The 18,568-nt window shown below is 69.4% G+C and carries 17 protein-coding genes; 6 read left to right on the top strand and 11 right to left on the bottom strand.

Going from position 1 to position 18,568, the window contains the following annotated elements; genetic code table 11:
* Positions 1-2 precede the first annotated feature (2 nt).
* Complete coding sequence (locus AC6CCG_RS21265; RefSeq protein WP_496656642.1) at positions 3-335, bottom strand: hypothetical protein; 333 nt, start codon at positions 333-335, stop codon at positions 3-5.
* 5 nt (positions 336-340) lie between these two features.
* Entirely contained in the window at positions 341-1,297 is a 957-nt protein-coding gene (locus tag AC6CCG_RS21260; protein ID WP_496656641.1) for a DUF6772 family protein, read from the bottom strand.
* A 104-nt stretch (positions 1,298-1,401) separates the two neighbouring features.
* On the opposite strand from AC6CCG_RS21260, the gene AC6CCG_RS21255 reads away from it, so the two are divergent.
* From AC6CCG_RS21255 to AC6CCG_RS21245, 3 genes are read left to right on the top strand one after another with little or no spacing between them, the layout of a single operon-like run.
* Positions 1,402-2,718, top strand: coding sequence for an MFS transporter (locus tag AC6CCG_RS21255; protein ID WP_496656640.1), 1,317 nt, complete (start codon positions 1,402-1,404; stop codon positions 2,716-2,718).
* A gap of 5 nt (positions 2,719-2,723) precedes the next feature.
* A complete protein-coding gene (locus AC6CCG_RS21250; protein WP_496656914.1) occupies positions 2,724-3,650 on the top strand; it encodes a DUF6772 family protein in 927 nt (308 codons plus the stop codon).
* Positions 3,650-3,970: a hypothetical protein gene (locus tag AC6CCG_RS21245; RefSeq protein ID WP_496656639.1), complete on the top strand. Its 321-nt coding sequence runs from the start codon at positions 3,650-3,652 to the stop codon at positions 3,968-3,970. The genes AC6CCG_RS21250 and AC6CCG_RS21245 overlap by 1 nt, the downstream gene beginning before the upstream one ends.
* A 39-nt stretch (positions 3,971-4,009) precedes the next feature.
* Here the strand turns inward: AC6CCG_RS21245 and AC6CCG_RS21240 are convergent, their stop codons facing one another.
* The 3 genes from AC6CCG_RS21240 to pdhA are packed head-to-tail and all read right to left on the bottom strand — an operon-like array spanning position 4,010 to position 7,566.
* A complete protein-coding gene (locus tag AC6CCG_RS21240) occupies positions 4,010-5,446 on the bottom strand; it encodes a dihydrolipoamide acetyltransferase family protein (RefSeq protein ID WP_496656638.1) in 1,437 nt (478 codons plus the stop codon).
* 12 nt (positions 5,447-5,458) lie between these two features.
* Positions 5,459-6,436 (bottom strand): alpha-ketoacid dehydrogenase subunit beta, encoded by a 978-nt coding sequence (locus tag AC6CCG_RS21235; protein ID WP_496656637.1) that lies wholly within the window; start codon positions 6,434-6,436, stop codon positions 5,459-5,461.
* Positions 6,433-7,566, bottom strand: a complete 1,134-nt coding sequence (gene pdhA / locus AC6CCG_RS21230; RefSeq protein WP_496656636.1) for a pyruvate dehydrogenase (acetyl-transferring) E1 component subunit alpha — start codon at positions 7,564-7,566, stop codon at positions 6,433-6,435. The genes AC6CCG_RS21235 and pdhA overlap by 4 nt, the downstream gene beginning before the upstream one ends.
* A gap of 280 nt (positions 7,567-7,846) precedes the next feature.
* Here pdhA and AC6CCG_RS21225 point away from each other — a divergent pair, with 280 nt between their 5' ends.
* Positions 7,847-9,034: an endonuclease gene (locus AC6CCG_RS21225; RefSeq protein WP_496656635.1), complete on the top strand. Its 1,188-nt coding sequence runs from the start codon at positions 7,847-7,849 to the stop codon at positions 9,032-9,034.
* 40 nt (positions 9,035-9,074) lie between these two features.
* Here AC6CCG_RS21225 and AC6CCG_RS21220 read toward each other — a convergent pair whose 3' ends face one another.
* On the bottom strand, positions 9,075-9,626 hold the full coding sequence (locus AC6CCG_RS21220; RefSeq protein WP_496656634.1) for a CGNR zinc finger domain-containing protein: 552 nt from the start codon (positions 9,624-9,626) through the stop codon (positions 9,075-9,077).
* A gap of 74 nt (positions 9,627-9,700) precedes the next feature.
* Between AC6CCG_RS21220 and AC6CCG_RS21215 the strand changes: the two genes are divergently transcribed.
* Together AC6CCG_RS21215 and AC6CCG_RS21210 are read left to right on the top strand one after the other, a co-directional pair.
* The gene (locus tag AC6CCG_RS21215) at positions 9,701-10,726 is read left to right on the top strand and encodes an EamA family transporter (protein WP_496656633.1); all 1,026 of its coding nucleotides are present in this window, start codon (positions 9,701-9,703) and stop codon (positions 10,724-10,726) included.
* Positions 10,716-11,918 carry an MFS transporter gene (locus AC6CCG_RS21210; protein ID WP_496656632.1) on the top strand — a complete coding sequence of 401 codons (1,203 nt, stop codon included), beginning with the start codon at positions 10,716-10,718 and terminating at the stop codon, positions 11,916-11,918. The genes AC6CCG_RS21215 and AC6CCG_RS21210 overlap by 11 nt, the downstream gene beginning before the upstream one ends.
* Positions 11,919-12,011: 93 nt before the next feature.
* Here AC6CCG_RS21210 and AC6CCG_RS21205 read toward each other — a convergent pair whose 3' ends face one another.
* From AC6CCG_RS21205 to AC6CCG_RS21185, 5 genes are read right to left on the bottom strand one after another with little or no spacing between them, the layout of a single operon-like run.
* Positions 12,012-12,965 (bottom strand): phosphotransferase, encoded by a 954-nt coding sequence (locus AC6CCG_RS21205; protein ID WP_496656631.1) that lies wholly within the window; start codon positions 12,963-12,965, stop codon positions 12,012-12,014.
* Positions 12,962-14,593: a nickel ABC transporter ATP-binding protein NikE gene (gene nikE, locus AC6CCG_RS21200; protein WP_496656630.1), complete on the bottom strand. Its 1,632-nt coding sequence runs from the start codon at positions 14,591-14,593 to the stop codon at positions 12,962-12,964. The genes AC6CCG_RS21205 and nikE overlap by 4 nt, the downstream gene beginning before the upstream one ends.
* Positions 14,593-15,495 (bottom strand): ABC transporter permease, encoded by a 903-nt coding sequence (locus tag AC6CCG_RS21195; RefSeq protein WP_496656629.1) that lies wholly within the window; start codon positions 15,493-15,495, stop codon positions 14,593-14,595. The genes nikE and AC6CCG_RS21195 overlap by 1 nt, the downstream gene beginning before the upstream one ends.
* 40 nt (positions 15,496-15,535) lie before the next feature.
* Positions 15,536-16,567 carry an ABC transporter permease gene (locus AC6CCG_RS21190; RefSeq protein WP_496656628.1) on the bottom strand — a complete coding sequence of 344 codons (1,032 nt, stop codon included), beginning with the start codon at positions 16,565-16,567 and terminating at the stop codon, positions 15,536-15,538.
* 57 nt (positions 16,568-16,624) lie between these two features.
* Positions 16,625-18,451 (bottom strand): ABC transporter substrate-binding protein, encoded by a 1,827-nt coding sequence (locus AC6CCG_RS21185; protein ID WP_496656627.1) that lies wholly within the window; start codon positions 18,449-18,451, stop codon positions 16,625-16,627.
* Positions 18,452-18,568: the final 117 nt, after the last annotated feature.

The following is an 18,568-nucleotide window of genomic DNA, read 5'->3' as shown; positions in this document are numbered from 1 at the left end:
GGCTATTCCTTCAGGGCAAGATAGACCCGGGTCAGGGGCGCCGCCGCGCCGCCCGTGCGCCGCAGCTCCAGCCGCAGCCAGTGCCCGAAGTCTCGCAGGGGCAGGGTCACCAGCCCGTCGGCGGGTACGGTCAGCGGCTCCGACTCATGATCGATCCAGGCCAGCCCGTCCGGCGAGATCTGCGCGGTGATCGTGATCTCGGCGCCCGGATCGGGGTGCAGGAACTGGACGTACCAGCGGGCCTCACCGGCCCAGGCCGCCTCGAACGGTTCCGTCGTGAGTTGATCATGGAGTTCGACGCCGCGCTCCAGCACGGCGGTCTGCGATTCGCGCATCGTCTTCACCAATCCACCGAGATCAGGACCGAGTCCAGGAACAGGAAGTTGCGCCGGCCCGAGAGCGTACGCACCGAGAAGTAGAAGTTGAGCAGATTCTCCAACGAGCCGTAACGATCCTCGTACGGCGGCACCGGAACCCCGCGCCAGTCCATCACCCGGTCGTTCAGCTGCAGTTCGACGTTGCTCCGGGTCTCGGTGTTGATCAAGAACCGCAGATAGTGCCAGTTCACCTTGGTCGGCACCTCGTTGACACACAGCTCCTGCGGCTCGCCGAACGTCCGCCAGTCGTTCGGGTCCGGCGCGGTGAAGTCGGCCGCGTACGGATAGTCGACCCGGCCCTGATGATGATCACGGGGCGTCGGCTCGGGCACGATCGGATAGCGCCACTCGCGGGTCAGCCGGCCGTTCTCGTCGGCGTTCTGATAGCGCGCAACGTTGTGGTAGCGCAGCCCACCGTCACCGCAGAGGTCGGTCGCCACCGTGAAGGCACCGAACTGGGACTCCGACGGATGCTGGTTGCCGTCCCAAGCCATGTCGCCGAACGAGTTCTCGGAATCGTCGCCGCCGACGTTCGCCTCGGTCTTGAACGCCAGGTAGGCCTCGATCTGGAGCAGCCCGCGGCCGCTCATGGTCAGCCGGCGGATCGCCGTCGCCGTGTGGCCGGGATGGGGCCGGGTGGCCAGCTTCATCGCGTACGTGCCGGACATGGCGCCGTGGGTGCCGACGTCGAAGAAGTCGCAGGAGGAAAGCTGCGGCGGCCGGAAGTCGCGGAAGTGGCGATCCAGGGAGTCGAAGTCGCCGCGGCCGTTGTAGTTGCCGCCGAGTTCGACCCAGCCGTGCAGACCGGTGTTGAAGTCGTCGTGGCACAGGATGCGGGAAAGAGGATTGAACCTGGACAAGGCCGGGTCGGCGCCGCGTACGGCGTCCCGGAGCGCGTTCGCGTCCGCTGCGGTAACCATGGCGTCACGTTAGCCATCACGTGATGAATCTGCAAAATTCTTGACTCCAGTGATGGCCCGGACGTAGCTTGAGCGGCGACGTGGACCCCGAACCGGAGGCAGCGATGGCTCAGCGGAGCAGACCGATCAAATTCCCGACGCTGGCGGCGACCGTCGGCACGGCGCTCGAGTGGTACGACTTCTCGCTCTACGGCACCGCCGCGGCGCTCGTCCTGCCGAAGATCTTCTTCCCCACCGGGGACCCGACGATCGCCGTGCTGTCCTCGCTGGCGACCTTCGCGGTCGGCTTCTTCGCGCGGCCGATCGGCGGCGTGATCATCGGCCTGCTCGGCGACCGGTTCGGCCGACGGCAGATGCTGCTCGTCACGCTGCTGCTGATGTCGGTGTCGTCGCTGTTGATCGGCTTGCTGCCGACGTACGCCTCGATCGGGCTGCTCGCCCCGGCCCTGCTCGTGGTGCTGCGGGTGTTCCAGGGCCTCGGTGCCGGCGGCGAGTACGCCGGCGCGATGCTGCTCTCCGCCGAGCACGCGCAACCGCAGCACCGCGGCCTGAACGCCTCGATCGCGAGCGTCGGCAACGCGGTCGGCTCGGTGGTCGCGACCGGCGTCTTCTTCGGCGTCCAGGCCCTGATGTCGGAACAGGCGTTCCTGGACTGGGGTTGGCGAGTGCCGTTCCTGCTCAGCATCGGGGTCGCGGTGGCCGGCGTCCTGATCCGGCTGCGGGTCACCGACAGCCCGGAGTTCACCGGCGCGGTCTCCGAACACGGCGTGGTCCGGTCCCGCTTCCTGGACATGTTCCGCGCCGGCGGCCGGCGGATCCCGCTGGCCATGCTGATGAGCATCGGGCCGAACGTGCTGAGCTACCTGCCGTCCGTGTACGCGCTCAGCTACCTGGCCACCTCGGTGCAGGCGCCGAGCTGGATCGGCCTGGTCGGCATCATCATCGCCAACCTGCTCAAGGTGATCACCATCCCGACCGCCGGCTGGCTGTCCGACCGCTTCGGCGGCAAGCCGATCATGATCATCGGCTCGGTCGCCGGCGCCGTGCTCTTCTATCCGTTCTTCTTCATGCTCGACACCGGCACACCGGTGATCATCTGGGCGGCCCTGGTGATGATCTTCACCCTGTGCTGCGACATGACGCTGGCCTCGCAGGCGGCGATGATGTCCAGCCTGTTCGCGGTCCGGGTCCGCTACACCTCGGTGACGTTCAGCCGGGAGATCACCGGCGCTCTGGTCGGCGGCACGCTGCCGCTGCTGGCGACCTGGCTGACCGGGCTCGGCGGCGGTACCCCGTGGCTGGTCTGCATCTACTGCGGCGTGCTCTGCCTGATCTGTGCCGCCGGCACCGCCTTTCTGCCGCGCACCGGTCCCGGGGCTCCGGCCGATCCGGCTCCGGTCGTGCATCCGGTGCTGCGGTGATCACGATGACCGGTGTGAACCACGGATTCTTCGATCCGCTACCACGCATCCTCACCGCCGACGACTTCGACCGCGGCCCGTCCGGCTGGCTGGACCTGCGGCCCAACTTCGTCCGGCCCGGGTTCGCCGTGCACGACGACATCGTGGACCTGCAGCACTGGGGCTCGGTCATGATCAGCAGCGCCACCTTCCCGTTCGCCGGCAGCCACGGCTCCGCGTCCGGTACGTATTCGCTGCGACTGGCCACCCGGTCACCGGCGGCCGGACCGGACCAGCCGCCGGCCGCCGGCAGCATGAGCCTGGCGATCAAGCGGCTGTCCCGGCCGCCCCGGGCCCGGCGGCTCCGGGTCGAGGCCCTGTTCGCGTACACGACGGATCAGGACCGACCCGGCTTCGCGATCGACGCCATGCGGGCCTTCGGCCTGATGATCGATCTGCAGGACGATGATCATCGGTTCATGCCCGGCGTCCGCTATGTCAACGCGACCGGCGGCGAGCCGCAACGGCGCTGGCAGTACTACACCCGGACCGAGGCGAACGACCGGGAGTGGAACTACGGCGAACCCGGGTGGCACCGGGCCGGCATCGACCCGCAGTGGTTCGGCCGCCGCCAACCGGACGGCAGCACCGCAGCGTCGGCGTGGTTCGACGGCGGGCCGCAGCAGCTGATCTACAACGAGACCGACGACAAGATCAACTGGATGCCTTTGTCGCTGACGATCGACCTGGCGCGCCGCCGCTACGACGGCTTCCGCTGCGGGCCCCGCGAGTACACCTTTCCTGACGATGCCGGGCCTACCCTCGCGGATCCGTACGAGAACATCGGGCAGTTGATCAACCCGGTCTTCTTCATCGAGGCCGACACCGACCGCCGGGTCAACCTCTACCTGGACTCGATCATGATCTCCTACGACCGAGAAGATGATCACTGATGCACACCTTCGCGACCAGCGTCACCGACCTGCGCCAGGAGTTCAGCGGCTCCTTCGAGACCTTCCCGTACGAATGCGGCTGGGCCGACGAGGCGATCTACTTCGTCACCGCCGAGGACCAGACCCCCGCCGACGCCCGGATCGACCTCCGGGTCCAACTCAGCGCCGACGGCATCCGCTGGCTCGACGAGGGCACCACCCTGACCCTGACCGGCCCCGGCAGCACCTTCACCCGCCTCACCCACTTCGGCGGCTTCCTCCGCCTCGCCGGCACCACCACCACCTGCACCCTCACGATCCGCCTGGCTCTGAAAGGTTGACCGACTCCCGCCGGTCGGTCGGCGGGTTTCTTCGGGGGTCTAGAAGAGAAGGGCTTGGGCGGGGTCGGAGAGGACTCGGGCCACGTCGGCGAGGAAGCGGGAGCCTTGTTCGCCGTCGACCAGGCGGTGGTCGAAGCTGACGGCGAGGGTGGTCACCCAGCGGGGCTCGATGCGTTCCTCGGCCCCCGTACCGACGACCCAGGGGCGGCGCTGGATCGCTCCCATGCACAGGATTCCGGCCTCGCCCGGGTTCAGGATCGGGGTGCCGCCGTCGATGCCGAAGACGCCGATGTTGGTGATCGTGAACGTACCGCCGCTGGTGTCCGCGGGCTGGGTCTTGCCCTCCTTGGCCACCTTGACCAGCTGGTCGATCCTCCTGGCCAGCGTGACCAGGTCGTCGGCGTGGGCGCCCTTGAGGTTGGGGACCAACAGGCCGCGCGGGGTGGCGGCGGCGATGCCGAGGTTCACGCCGCGGCGCAGCACGATCTCGTTGTTCGCCTGGTCCCAGGACGAGTGCAGTTCCGGGGTACGGCCGAGCGCGAGCAGAACCGCCTTGGCGACCAGGACCAGTGGCGTCCAGCGGACCTCGCCGAGATCACGGCGCTGCTTCAGCCGGTCCAGCAGGTCCATCGTCGCGGTCACGTCGCAGGTCAGCCACTCGGTGACGTGCGGGGCGGTGAAGGCCGACGCGGTGACCGCTGCGGCGGTGGCCTTGCGGACGCCCTTGATCGGGATCCGCTCCTCGAACAGTTCGTGCACCGAGCCGGTCGGAGCGCCCAGGGCCGGTGTGGCTTGCCCTTCGACAGGCTCAGGGAACGTTGTGGTTCGCGGCTCGGGGGACGGTGTGGCGGCGGCCTGCTCGACGTCGGCGCGCGTGATCACGCCGCCCTCGCCGGTGCCGTTGATCATGGTCAGGTCGAGGCCCAGATCCTTGGCCAGCTTGCGCACCGGGGGCTTGGCCAGCACCGCACCACCGGTCGGCGCGGGCTCGGCCGGGGCCGGGCCGGGTTCGGGCAGCGGACTGCCGCTCGGCTCCGCCGGGGCCGGCCGCAGCGGGGCCTGCTCGTCGGCCCGGCGGGACACCGGGGCCGCGGTCTGGAAGGCCGCCACGAACTGATCATGAGCCTCGACCGGTCCCGGATCGGCCGCCGGCGCGCCCTTGCGCGGCCGGCGCTTGGTCTCGGACTTCTTCGGCCCGGTGCCGACCAGGTTGGCCACCGGGGCCTCCTCGTCCGCCTCCTCGCCGTCGTCGATGATCACGATCGGGGTGCCGACGTCGATCAGCTGGCCCTCGGGGACCAGCAGTTCCTTGATCGTTCCCTCGAACGGGCTGGGCAGCTCGACCAGGGACTTGCTGGTCTCCACCTCGACCAGGATGTCGTTGATCTTGACCTGATCGCCCGGCTTCACCCGCCAGGTGACGATCTCGGCCTCGACCAGCCCTTCGCCCGGGTCCGGCAGCAGGAAGTTCTTCATGATCAGACCTCCTCAGTAGGCGAGCGAACGGTCGACGGCGTCCAGGATCCGATCAAGATCGGGAAGGTAGTCCTCCTCGACCCGGCTCGGCGGGTACGGCATGTCGTAGCCGCCCACCCTGATCACCGGGGCCTCCAGTGAATAGAAGCACTGCTCGGTGATCCGGGCCGAGATCTCCGAGCCGACGCCGAGGTTGAGCGGCGCCTCCTGCACGGTGATCAAGCGACCTGTCCGCTGGACCGACTCGACCGTGCTGGACAGGTCGAGCGGCGCGATCGTCCGGAGATCGATCACCTCCAGCTCGCGGCCCTCCTCGGCGGCGGCCGCCGCGGCGTCCAGACAGATCTTCACCATCGTCCCGTACGCCACCAGGGTGGCATCGCGGCCCGGCCGGACCACCTGGGCCGAGTGCAGCGGCGGCGGGCTCGCCTTCTCGTCGACCTCGATGCCCTTCTCGTGATAGCGCCGCTTCGGTTCGAGGAAGATGACCGGATCGTCGGAGGCGACCGCCTGCTGGATCATCCAGTAGCCGTCCACCGGGTTGGAGCAGGTGACCACCTTGAGGCCGGGCGTGTGGGCGAAGTACGCCTCCGGGGACTCGCTGTGGTGCTCGACCGACCCGATCCCGCCGCCGTACGGAATCCTGATCACGATCGGGATCCGCAGCTTGCCGCCGGACCGGTAGTGCAGTCGGGCCACCTGGCTGACGATCTGGTCGAAGGCCGGGAAGACGAAGCCGTCGAACTGGATCTCGCAGACCGGCCGGTACCCGCGCAGCGCCATCCCGATCGCGGTGCCGATGATGCCGGACTCCGCCAGCGGCGAGTCGATCACCCGATGATCACCGAAGTCCTTCTGCAGACCTTCAGTGACCCGGAAGACGCCGCCCAGCTTGCCGATGTCCTCGCCGGCCAGCACCACCTTCGGGTCCGCCTCGAGCGCCCGGCGCAGGCCGGCGTTGAGCGCCTTGGCCATGCTCATCCTGGTCATGCCTGCCCCCCTTCGGCGGCGTCGGCGAACGACGCCTGATACTCCTCGAAGCCGGCTCGCTGCTCGATCAGGTACGGCGTCGTGTCGGCGTACACGTTGTCGAACAGGGCGCCCAGCTCCGGATCGGGCAGGCTCAGGCAGGCCTGCCGCAACTCGGTGGCGGCCTGCTGGGCCTCCGCGTCGACGGCCTCGAAGAAGTCATGATCAACAACGCCGGACCGGGTCAGGTAGGCCCGCAGCCGCTCGATCGGGTCCTTCAGCCGCCAGTGCTCGACCTCGTCGCTGAGTCGGTACTTGGTCGGGTCGTCCGCCGTGGTGTGCGCGCCCATCCGGTACGTGTAGGCCTCGATGAACGTCGGGCCATTGCCGGAGCGGGCCCGTTCCAGCGCCTCGGTGGTCACCGCGTGCACCGCCAGGACGTCGTTGCCGTCGACCCGTACGCCCGGGAAGCCGAATCCGGAAGCCCTGCGATACAAGGGGATCCGGGACTGCCGCTCGATCGGCTCGGAGATCGCCCACTGGTTGTTCTGGCAGAAGAACACCACCGGGGCGTTGTACGAGCTGGCGAACACCATCGCCTCGCTCACGTCGCCCTGGCTGGTCGCGCCGTCGCCGAGGTAGCTGATCACCGCAAGATCACGACCCGGCTCGCCGGTGCCGACCAGGCCGTCCCGTTCGACACCCATCGCGTAGCCGACCGCGTGCAGGGTCTGCGCCCCGATCACGATCGTGTACAGGTGGAAGCGGGAATCGACCGTGTCCCAGGCACCAAGATCAACTCCGCGGAACATCGCCAGCAGCCGGACCGGCGGAACGCCGAGACAGTAGGCGACACCGTGCTCGCGGTAGGTCGGGAAGACGAAGTCCTTCGCTCCCAGCGCCCGGCCGGAGCCGACCTGCGCCGCCTCCTGGCCCAGGCAGGAGGCCCAGAGGCTGAGTTCGCCCTGCCGCTGCAGGGCCGTCGCCTCGGTGTCGATCTTGCGGGTCATCACCATGTCGCGGTAATAGCCCTTGATCGTTTCGTCGTCGCCGTTGAAGGCGTACCGGGGGTGGCTGAGCCGATCACCCTCCGGGGTCAGGAGCTGTACCAGCTCGACCTCGGCGTCGTTGACCTCGGTCACGTCGTACATCCTCTCGTCGGGACACGTCGGTATCCGTGCTTGCCGGCACCCGGTCGTGGGGTGGGCGTCCGGGTGAACTTGAGGGATTCCGCGGCCGCGGAACCGGGCCGTGATCATGCTGGGTGTGGCATCGACCCCGACCGTTCCCACAACGTACATCGTGGTTGCCGGGTCCGGGAAAACTCCTCGGATGTCCTAGTGGTGAAGGGCACCTGAACAGGCCCGGAAGCGCAGGGCCGACACGCCGTCGACCATTGCGGAAAACCGTAGCTTCCGAAAAGACTGCCCTATGACCCTCGTCACTTGGAGTGATCAGCCAACCCGGACCACCCCGTTACGAGCCGCACGAACGAAGGCCGCACTGACCGTGCTCTTCGCCGTCGCGGTCGCGCTCGCCGGCCTCGCCGTACCAGGGCGGGCGCAGGCGGCCACCAGTGTCACCACGGCGATCGGGAGCCAGGACGGCTCGACGGCCTCGGTCACCGGCTACGTCGTCGGCCAGCCCGTCAGCAGCGACCAGGTCCTCAGGACCGGCTTCCCGAACGACTACGCCCTCGCCCTGGCCGACACCGCCGGCGAGACCGACCCCGCCGCGATGTTGTACGTGCAGCTGAGCAGCGCCTTCCGCGCCGAGTGGGGCCTGAGCTCCAACGCCGGGCTGCTCGGCGACCGGATCACGGTGACCGGCACCCTGACCCCGTACTTCTCGCCGCACGCCGGGCTGAAGAACCCGACCGCGATCACCGCGGCCGGCTCGGGCGAGCCGGATCCCGGTGACCCGGTTCCCGGTGCCGGCGACGACTACTACCAGCCGGCGATCGGCAGGACCGGGCCGGAGTTGCGGGCGGCGCTGCACGACATCATCGACGGCCACACCCAGCTCTCGTACGACCAGGTCTGGGACGCCCTGAAGCGGACCGACGAGGACCCGGACAACTCCTCGAACGTGATCGAGCTCTACTCCCGCCGCTCCGTACCGAAGTCGTCCAACGGCGGCGATCCCGACGACTGGAACCGGGAGCACACCTGGGCCAAGAGCCACGGCGACTTCGGCACCGACGCCGGGCCCGGCACCGACATCCACCACCTGCGGCCGACCGATGTCAGCGTCAACGCCGACCGCGGCAACCTCGACTTCGACCTCGGCGGATCAGCGGTCGACGAGTGCTCCGGCTGCCTGCGCGACGGCGACTCCTTCGAGCCGCCGGACGAGGTGAAGGGCGACGTGGCGCGGATGCTGTTCTACATGGCGATCCGGTACGAGGGCGACGACGGCAAGCCCGACCTGGAGCTGAACGACCAGGTCGACAACGGCTCCGCCCCGTTGCACGGCAAGCTCTCCGTCCTGCTGGCCTGGCACGCCGCCGATCCCGTCTCGGCGAGTGAGCAGCGCCGCAACGAGATCATCTACACCGACTACCAGCACAACCGGAACCCGTTCATCGACCACCCGGAGTGGGCCGAATCCATCTGGTAGGGCGGACCTGAGTGAATTTCCGGTCAGTCGCGGCGGAAACTCACCCGAGACTGCGCTGGCGGGCGCGGTAGGCGGTGACGTGCATCCGGTTGGCGCAGTTGCCGGTGTCGCAGAAGCGCTTGGAACGGTTGCGGGAGAGGTCGATCAGCACGTCGAAGCAGTCGGTCGCGGCGCAGCGCTTCAGCCGCGACCACTCGTCGGTCCGGATCAGGTCGAGGAAGGCCATCGCGGTCTCGGCCGCGATCCGCTGCTCGAGCGGCTGGTCGGCCCGCGTCAGGTGCAGATGCCAGTCGAGCTCGTCGTGCCGGATCAGATACGGCCGCGCATCGCACTCGGCGAGCAGCTCGTTGACCAGGTCGGCCGCCTGGTCGCGGTCGTCGACGTCCCAGAACCTCCGCAGCCGCGGCCGCAGCGCCCGGACCTGCTTCAACTCCTCGGCCGTGCCCAGAATGTCGCCGGAATAGCGTTCCTGGGCGAGGAACTCGTCCAACTGGGCGCGCTCGGTGAGCCGGTCCCCGTCGGTCGGGCTGAGCGAGTTGACCAGCCAGACGGCGGCCCGCAGCACAGCCTCGGTGTCATGGGCGAATATCACATTGACTCCTGACATGCGGGCGAACTACTGTCATGGGCGTACCCACTCTTTACTCCTTACAGTCTAGGCAGCCCATGTCCACCACCGAAGCGCTCCCCGAGGCGGCGCGCAAGCACGCCGCGCGCTCCGGCCTCGCCCTGGCCCTGTTCTCCGCGATGGCGTTCGGTCTGTCCGGGTCGCTGGCCAAGCCGCTGCTGGAGACCGGCTGGTCGCCCGCCGCCGTGGTCGCGGTCCGGATCGGCGGCGCGTTCCTGGTCCTGCTGGTGCCGTGCCTGCTGATGCTGCGCAGGTACGGCAACGGGGGCAGGCTGTGGCGGCCGACCGGGCGGCAGGGCCTGCGCATGATCGGGTACGGGACGACCGCGATGGCGCTGGCCCAGCTGTGCTACTTCAGCGCCGTGCAGTACGTCTCGGTCGGGGTGGCCCTGCTGCTGGAGTACCTGGCCCCGGTCCTGTTGATCTTCTGGCACTGGGCCAGGACCAGGGTCCGGCCGGAGCCGCGCCGCTTCCTCGGCGCCGGGCTCGCCGTGTTCGGGCTGTTCCTGGTGCTCGACGTGGTCCGCGGCGCGGCCGTGCATCCGCTCGGGCTGCTGTGGGGACTCGGCGCCGCCGCCTGTCTGTGCTGCTACTTCATCCTCGGCGACTCCGGCTCGGACGCTCCGGTACCGCCCCTGGTGATGACGACCGTCGGCACCGGAGTCGGCGCCTCGCTGATCCTGGGCCTCGGCGCGGTGGGCGTCCTGCCCCTGACCGCGGCGACCACGCCGATCCAGCTGCTCTCCTCCGCCGAGCTGCCCTGGTGGGCCCCGGCCCTGCTGTTGATCTTGATCACGTCCGTCTCGGCCTACCTGTCCGGGATCGTCGCCGTCCGCCGGCTCGGCGCCCCGATCGCCTCCTTCGTCGCGCTGACCGAGGTGATCTTCGCGGTGATCTTCGCCGCCGTGCTGCTGAGCGAGGCGCTGAGCCCGGTCCAGCTGCTCGGCGGCGCCCTGGTGATTGCCGGAATCACCGTGGTGCAAGGGATCCGGCGACCGACGCGACGCCGGTCCGACCCACCGGCGACCACGCCGGAGGCGCTAGAGTCGTCGGGTGGCGGCTGACCGGACCCCGGTTCCACGCGCCTGGATCGTGGTCGGTGCGGCGACCCTGGCCCAGGCCGGCTCGTCCTTCGTGCTGCAGGGACTCGGTGCGGTTGCCGGCTTCCTCCAGGAGTCCTTTCTCCTCGGTACGACGGCCGTCGGCCTGTTGATCACCGTCGCCGGACTGCCGACGATCATCGGGTTGCTCGGCGTCGGTGACCTGCTGGACCGGCGGCACGAGGGCAAGATCGTCTTCGCCGGCGCGATGATCACCGCTGCGGGTGCCCTACTGGTCGCCCTGGCTCCGGGATTCGGCTGGCTGCTGGCCGGGTTGTTGATCATCGGGGCCGGCTACTCCACCGCGCAGCCGGGCGGCAGCAAGGCGGTCGCCGGCTGGTTCGACGACCGCCGGCGGGGGCTCGCGTTGGGTATTCGGCAGGCCGGGCTGCCGGCCGGCGGCGCCCTGGCCGCGGTCGTGCTGCCGTTCGTGGCGCACCGGCACGGCTGGCCGTGGGCGTTCGCGGTGGACGCGGTCGTGGTGGCCCTGGCCGGCACGATCTTCCTGCTCGCCTACCGTCGCCCGCCCGGCCCGCCGCCGTCGCCGGCCCGGACCCCACTGGGGGAACGGCTCGCCGCCGGGCTGGCCCATCGACCGCTCCGGATCGTGCTGCTGGCCGGGATCTCCCTGGTCGCGGCCCAGTTCGGGATCCAGACGTACCTGATGATCTTCCTCCGGGACAGCCAGGCGATCCCGCTGACCGAGAGCGCCTGGCTGCTGGCCCTGGTCCAGCTCGCCGGCGTGGCCGGCCGGATCCTGCTCGCCGTCTGGAGCGACCGGCCCGGACACACCCGGCTCGGCCCGGTCGCCGGCTGCCTCGCCGTCACCGGCCTCGGCCTGATCATGCTGCCGCTGCTGCCCGCCGGCACTCCCCGGCCGGTGCTCGCCGCGGTCGTGATCATGCTCGGCTTCTTCGGCTTCGGCTGGTACGGACCGTGGGTGGCCCGGATCGCCGAGATCGCGCCCGCCGGCCGGACCGGCCTGATGCTGGGCCTGGCGATGGCCGGCAACCAGCTCGCCATCGTCGCCGCGCCGCCGCTGCTCGGCCTGCTGCACGACCTGACCGGCAGCTACCGAGCACTCTGGTGGACCCCTGCGGTCGTCCTGACCCTCACCACGATCCCGGTCGCCCTCGCCCGCCGCCGCAACACCTGACCCACCTCACCACCTTTCCTGTCGCTTTACCCGAGAAGCCCCTCTGGTAAAGCGACTGTTTTTCACGCAACGTGAAAAACCGCCCGAGCCCGGTCAGTCGGCGGCGAGCCAGCGGGCGGCGTCGGGGAGCCAGCCCTGGCGGAGCATGCCGGCGCCGACCAGGGACGGCAACCAGGCCTGCTCGGCGTCGGTCAGCGGGCGGCGGTCGGTGTAGGCGGCGAGGAAGAGTTGTTGGGCCTCCGGGGTGATCGGTTGCCAGTCGCGGTACCAGGTGCCGAGCAGGACGAGCGCGTGCGCCAGGTCGACCACCGCCGCGTCCAGCCGAGCCTCCTCGAAGTCGAGCACGCCGCCGAGCCGGCCGTCGTGCCAGAGCAGGTTGGCGCCGCGGAAGTCGGTGTGCACGGGTTGCCGGCCGGGAGGTTCCGGCAGGTCCTCGGCCAGGCGGTCCAGCCGGGCCTTGAGCTCCGGCGCCGCGGCGGCACTGTGCTCGGGTACGGCCAGGAAGTTGGACCGCGGGTCGGGCGGGCCGTCGGCGCCCCAGCGGTGATCACGGTCCAGACTGGCCTGCGCCGGCCAGTCGCCCAGGTCGTCGTGCAGCGCGGCCAGCGCTGCTCCCGCCGCCCGTACCTGATCATGGTCGGTGCCGTCCAGGAGCGCTCCGGGCAGCACCGGCTGGACGCCGGTCGACCAGCCGTCGCGGCGGACCTGCAGGTCGCCCGTGATCGTGGCGAGGGGACGGCCAACCGGCTGTCCTCGATCGGCGAGCCAGTCGACCAGCGCGGACCGGGTGGCCAGCCAGTCGTGCCCGGCACCGAACGCGCAGACCTTGATCATCAACCGCCGGTTACCCGACACCCAGATCATCAGGTTCGCCGAACTCATCACCAGGCGGTCCACGGATCGCACGGTGATCGCGTACTCGTCGGCCAGCAGCGCGGTCGCCCACTCGCCCGCGGCACCCGCCGTCTCGAACCCGAAGCGCCGGCGGAGCTCGTGGTCCGGATCGCTGCTCTCCCACAGCATCTCCGGCGCCGGCGCGGTGATCATGGCTGGCCGAGCTTCGAGGGTACGACCTCGAGCAGGGTCTTCGTGTAGTCGTGCGCCGGCTCCAGCAGCACCTGCTCCACCGGACCGGACTCGACGATCTTGCCCCGGTGCATGACCAGCACCCGGTCGGCGATGTTCCAGGCCAGACCAAGATCATGAGTGATCACCAGGGCACCGAGGCCGAGATCGCGCTTCAGCTGCAGCAGCAGGGACAGGATCTCGCCGCGGACCGAGGCGTCCAGGCTGGCCACCGGCTCGTCCGCCACCAGGTAGGACGGCTCCAGGGCCAGCGCTCCGGCGATCACCACGCGCTGCCGCTGGCCGCCGGACAACTCCTGCGGAATGGCGCCGAGGAAGCGTTCCGGCGGGGTCAGCTCCGCCTGGGTGAGTGCCTTCGCGACCCGCTCGGCCTCGTCGCCCGGCAGCCGATGGATCCGAATACCCTCCGCGACCGCCTCGTACACGCTGTGTTTGGGATTCAGCGACGCGCTCGGGTCCTGCAGCACGAACTGCACCGCCCGCCGGTACGCCTTCAACCCGGCCCGGTCGGTCGGCATCGGCTTGCCTTGGTACGAGATCCGGCCCGACGTCGGCCGCTGCAGGCCGAGCACGGTCCGGGCCAGCGTGGTCTTGCCCGACCCCGACTGGCCCACCAGTGCCACGATCTCGCCGGGATGGCAGGCCAGCGACACATGATCGACAGCGCGGGTGTGCCGGCCGCGGGCGTGGAAGTCGACCACCAGGTCCTCGACCTCGATCAGCGGTGCCGAGCCGAGGTCGCCGGCGGACGGGGCGGCCGCGGACGCGAACCGCGACTCGGGATCACCGATGATCGGGAAGGCTGCGGCCAGCTCCCGGGTGTGCTCGTGCTGCGGGTTGCTGATCACGTCGTGCGCGGGACCCTGCTCGACGATCCGGCCGTCCCGCATCACGACGATCCGCTCGCACACCGCGGCCAGCACGGAGAGGTCGTGGCTGATCATCATCAGGGTCAGCTTGCGGTCCCGGACCAGGCCGCTCAGCACGTCCAGCACCTGCGCCTGGATCACCACGTCCAGAGCGGTGGTCGGCTCGTCGGCGATGATCACGTCCGGGTCGCAGGCCAGCGCCATCGCGATCATCACCCGCTGCTTCTGCCCACCGGACAGCTCGTGCGGGTACGACTCGGCCCGCGCCGCCGGCAGCTCGACCAGTGCGAGCAGTTCCGCCACCCGAGCCGCCCGGGACTCCTTCGTCGATCCCTTCCCGGCGTGCAACTCCAGCGCCTCGAGGATCTGCTTGCCGATGGTCCGGACCGGGTTCAGCGAGTGCATCGCGCCCTGGAAGACGATCGCCGCCTCGGTCCAGCGGACCGCGCGGAGCCGACCCCAGCGCATCGAGCCGATGTCCTCGCCGGCCAGCTCGATCGAACCGGTGATCGCGGCGTTGCGCGGCAGCAGCCGCAGCACCGACATTGCCAGCGTGGACTTGCCGCAGCCTGACTCGCCGGCGATGCCGACCGTGCCGCCGGTCTCGATCGCCAGCGACACCCCGTCGACTGCGGCGATCTCGCCGGACTCCGAACGCGCCGTCCGGTAGGAGATCCGGACGTCCTTCCACTCCAGGGCCGTCTCCGTCGAGGTCGCCATCAGCGGGCCCGCAGGGTCGGGTTGAAGACCGCTTCCAGGGCACGGCCGACCAGGGTGAAGCAGAGTACGACGGCGACGATCGCCAGGCCCGGCGGGATGACGTACCACCAGTAGCCGGCGGTCGCGGCGCCGGTGTCCAGGGCGGTCTTCAGCATCGAACCCCACGATACGGTGCCCGGATCGCCGAGGCCGAGGAAGCTCAGCGTCGACTCCGAGATCACCGCCGAGCCGACCGTCAGCGTGGTGTTGGCCAGCACGATCGGCAGCACCGCGGGCAGTACGTGCCGGCCCAGGATGTGGCCGTCGCCGGCGCCGAGCGCCCGGGCCCGTTCGATGTAGGGCCGGGCCTCGATGGTCAGCGTCTGGGAACGGACCACCCGTGCGGTGCCGGCCCAGCTGGTCACGCCGATCGCGATGATGATCGTCCAGACCCCGCGGCTGAGCACCGAGGAGAGCACGATCGCCAGCACCAGGCCGGGAATGACCAGGAAGAAGTCGATGATCCGCATGATCACCGCCTGGGCCATGCCGGTGAAGTGACCGGCCGCCATGCCGACCACGGTGCCGATGATCATGGAAACCGCGGTCGCCGCGAAGCCCACCAGCAGGGAGATCCGGGAGCCCCAGAGCAGCATCCCGAGCACGTCCCGGCCGGCCGGGTCGGTGCCGAGCAGATGCGCGGCGGTCGGTGGCTCGTTCTGTGCGGCGGTAATCTTGGTGACGTCGAGGGTGTCGGCCGGGACCAGGATCGGCGTGATCACCGAGAGCAGGATCACGATCAGCAGCAGCACGGCACCGACCAGTCCGGACCGGGTCCGGGTGAACTCGGTCCAGTTGTCCTTGAACTGCTGCTTCCGCCGCTCGGCAACGGCGCTGCCGCGAGTGATCGTCGTGGTGGTCATCGGGATGGCCCTTCGACAGGCTCAGGGAACGTACGGCTGATCATGCGGCCTTCAATCTCGGGTCGAGCAGGCGGTAGACCAGCTCGGCGATCAGGTTCATGATGATCACCAGGGCGGAGAAGACGACGAAGGTGCCCTGCAGCAGTGGCAGGTCCGGCGCGTCCAGCCCCTTGAAGGTGAGGAAGCCCAGGCCGGGCCAGGAGAACACGGTCTCCACCGTGACCGCTCCGCCGATCAGCCCGCCGGCGGTGAGGAAGATCAACGTGACGGTCGGCAGCAGCGCGTTCGGGACCGCGTGCCGCGTCCGTACCTTGTCCTCGGGCAGGCCCTTCGCCCGCGCCGTGGTCAGGTAGTCGGCCGTCATCTCCTCCAGCACCGAGGCCCGCATCACCATCAGATACTGGGCGTAGACCACGGCCACCATAGTGAGCACCGGCAGCACCAGGTGCCAGGCCACGTCCAGCACCCAGGCCAACCCGGTCGCGCTGGTCCCGGCGGTGACCATGCCGCCGGCCGGGAACAGTCGCAGGCCGCCGCCGAAGATCAACAACAGCAGCAGGCCGAGCCAGAACGTCGGCACCGACCAGAAGATCAACGCCAGCCCGGTCTGGCCCTTGTCGAACAGGCTGCCCCGTTTCCAGGCGGCCCGCTGGCCGATCCACAACCCGAGCACGATCGACACCACGGCAGCCGTACCGGTCAGCAGCAGGGTCGGCGGGATGCCCTCCAAGATCAACTCGCCGACCGGCCGGTTGTAGACGTACGACCAGCCGAGATCACCGCGGAACAGGTCGCCGACGAAGTCGAAGAACTGGATGATCAACGGCTGGTCCAGGCCGAACTGGTGCCGCAGCCGCTCCACCTCCTCGGCGCTGACCCGGCGGCCCCGGGTCATGTTGATCGCCGGATCGGAGCCGGGCAGGATCCGGAACGCGAAGAAGCCGACGACGACCACCATGGCCAGGCTGACCAAGGCACCGCCGGCCTTGGTCAGCAGGTAGCGCGGCAGCGTCGAGCCGCGCGGAGCCTCCTCCTCGACGACCAGCGACTCGCCGGCCGGGGTGATGCTCATCGGGCCTGCCCTTCGACGGGCTCAGGGACCGTTGTGGTGGGGGTGATGCTCAACCCGTCACTCCCGGTCGTCGGCGGTACGGCGGCCGCGTAGCACCAGCAGCACCGCGCCGCCGGCGATCACGACCAGGACGGCGATGCCGACCCCGATCGCCCAGCCCGGCACCCCGCCGCCAGTCGCGCCCGGCGCACCGTTCTGGCCACCCTCGGCCGTGGCCGGAGCCGCGCTGTAGAGACCCCAGTAGCTGTTCTGGCCGGTGATCGGACCCTGGCCCTCCGGCTGCCGGATGAACCCGCCGAACTTGTCGCTGCGGTAGGCCTCCAGGCTGTCGGCGTACCAGAGCACCATGTTGACGGCCGACTCGTGGATCATGCTGAACGCCTGCTTGACGATCTCGCCGCGCTTGGCCGGATCCTGCTCGGTGTGCTGGGCCTGGTAGAGCTTGTCGAACTCCGGGTCGCACCAGTTGTTCTCGCTGGTGTTGCCGGAGCCGTCGGCGTTCGGCCGCGAGTTGCACTGGTTGATCGACAACTGGAAGTCCGGGTCCGGCCCGATCCCCCAGCCGGTGAAGTAAAGGTCGTACTTGCCCAGTGTCGAGTCGTCGTTCACCTGCTGCGGCGTGACCATCGAGACGGTGATCTCGATCCCGATGTCCTTCAGCCACGGCTTGAGGAAGTCGGCGATCAGCTGGTGCGACGGCTCGGTGTTGCGGCCCATCAGCCGCAGCTTGAGCGGCTTGCCCTCCTTGTCCAGCCGGATTCCGTCCGGCCCCTTGGCATAGCCGGCGTCGTCGAGCGCCTTGTTCGCGGCGGCCGGGTCGAACGGGAACGCCTTCACGCCCGGCGCGAAGCCGTAGTACTGCGGGTAGACGGTCGGCATCTCGGTCTCGCCGAGCTTGCCCAACCCGTGCAGCACCCGGTCGAACAGGGTCTGCCGGTCGATCGCCATCATGATCGCCTTGCGCAGCACGGGATCCTTCAGCGCCGGGTTGCCGTCGCCCATCGGCTTGCCCTCGGCGTCGATGGTGCCGGGGTTGATCGCGATCGAACTGTAGCGACGGCCGGCGCCGGTCACGGTGGTGATGCCGGGTGCGCTCTTCAGCGAGTCGAACTGGGCCGCGGTCAGGCCGCTGACGATGTCGACCTCGCCGGTCTTCAGCGCCTGGACGGCCGCGTCGCCGTTCTTGTAGTAGACCCAGGTCAGGCCCGCCAGCTTCGGCGCGCCGCGCCAGAAGTTCGGGTTGGCGACGAGCTGGACGTTCTGGCTCTGCGCGTACGACTTGATGGTGTACGGGCCCGAGCCGACCGTGTCCGTGTCGTTCTCGTACGTCGCCGCATCGACCTTCTCCCAGACGTGCTTCGGCACGATCGGCAGCTCGCCACCGGGGTTCGCGGCCTGTGGGGCGGTGAGCACGATCTCCAGCGTCTGCGGGTCCTTGACGTTGACCGAGGCGACGTTCTCGACCAGGCCGCCGTTGGCCTGCTGCAGCTTGTTGTCCTTCTTGATCGCATTGAACGTCCAGGCCGCATCCTCCGCGGTCAGCGGCTTGCCGTCGGACCACTTGCGGTCCTCGGGGATGTGGAAGGTCCAGGTCTTGCCGTCCGGCGACGTCTCCCACGTGTCGGCCAGGCCGGGGACGGTCTCGTTGTTCTTGCCCCAGGTGACCAGGCTCTCGTACTGGAAGCGCAGGATGGCTGTGCTCGAGGCGAGGATCGCCTGGAACGGGTTGAACGTGTCGATGTCGGTGGTGATCGCCACCTTCATCACCGCCGCGGGATCGTCGGCGACGGCCCGCGGCGTCACCGGTCCGGCCAGCGCCGTCGTGACCGTGAGCGCGAGCGCGGCCGCGAGGCCCGCCAGAATCCGCTTCGGCTTGGCTTTCATGTCCCGCCCCTTCACAACCTCGGAGAAAGAAACAAACGACAACCTACGGCCTCAGGCCCGGGTCGGCAGACCGTTCGACGGTCCGCGGGTGAAGATTTACATACGCGTGACAGATCA

Source organism: Microlunatus sp. YIM B11417 (genome assembly GCF_059617205.1).
The sequence above is the reverse complement of the archived record's forward strand: the minus strand, read 5'-3'. Positions and strand labels throughout refer to the sequence as shown.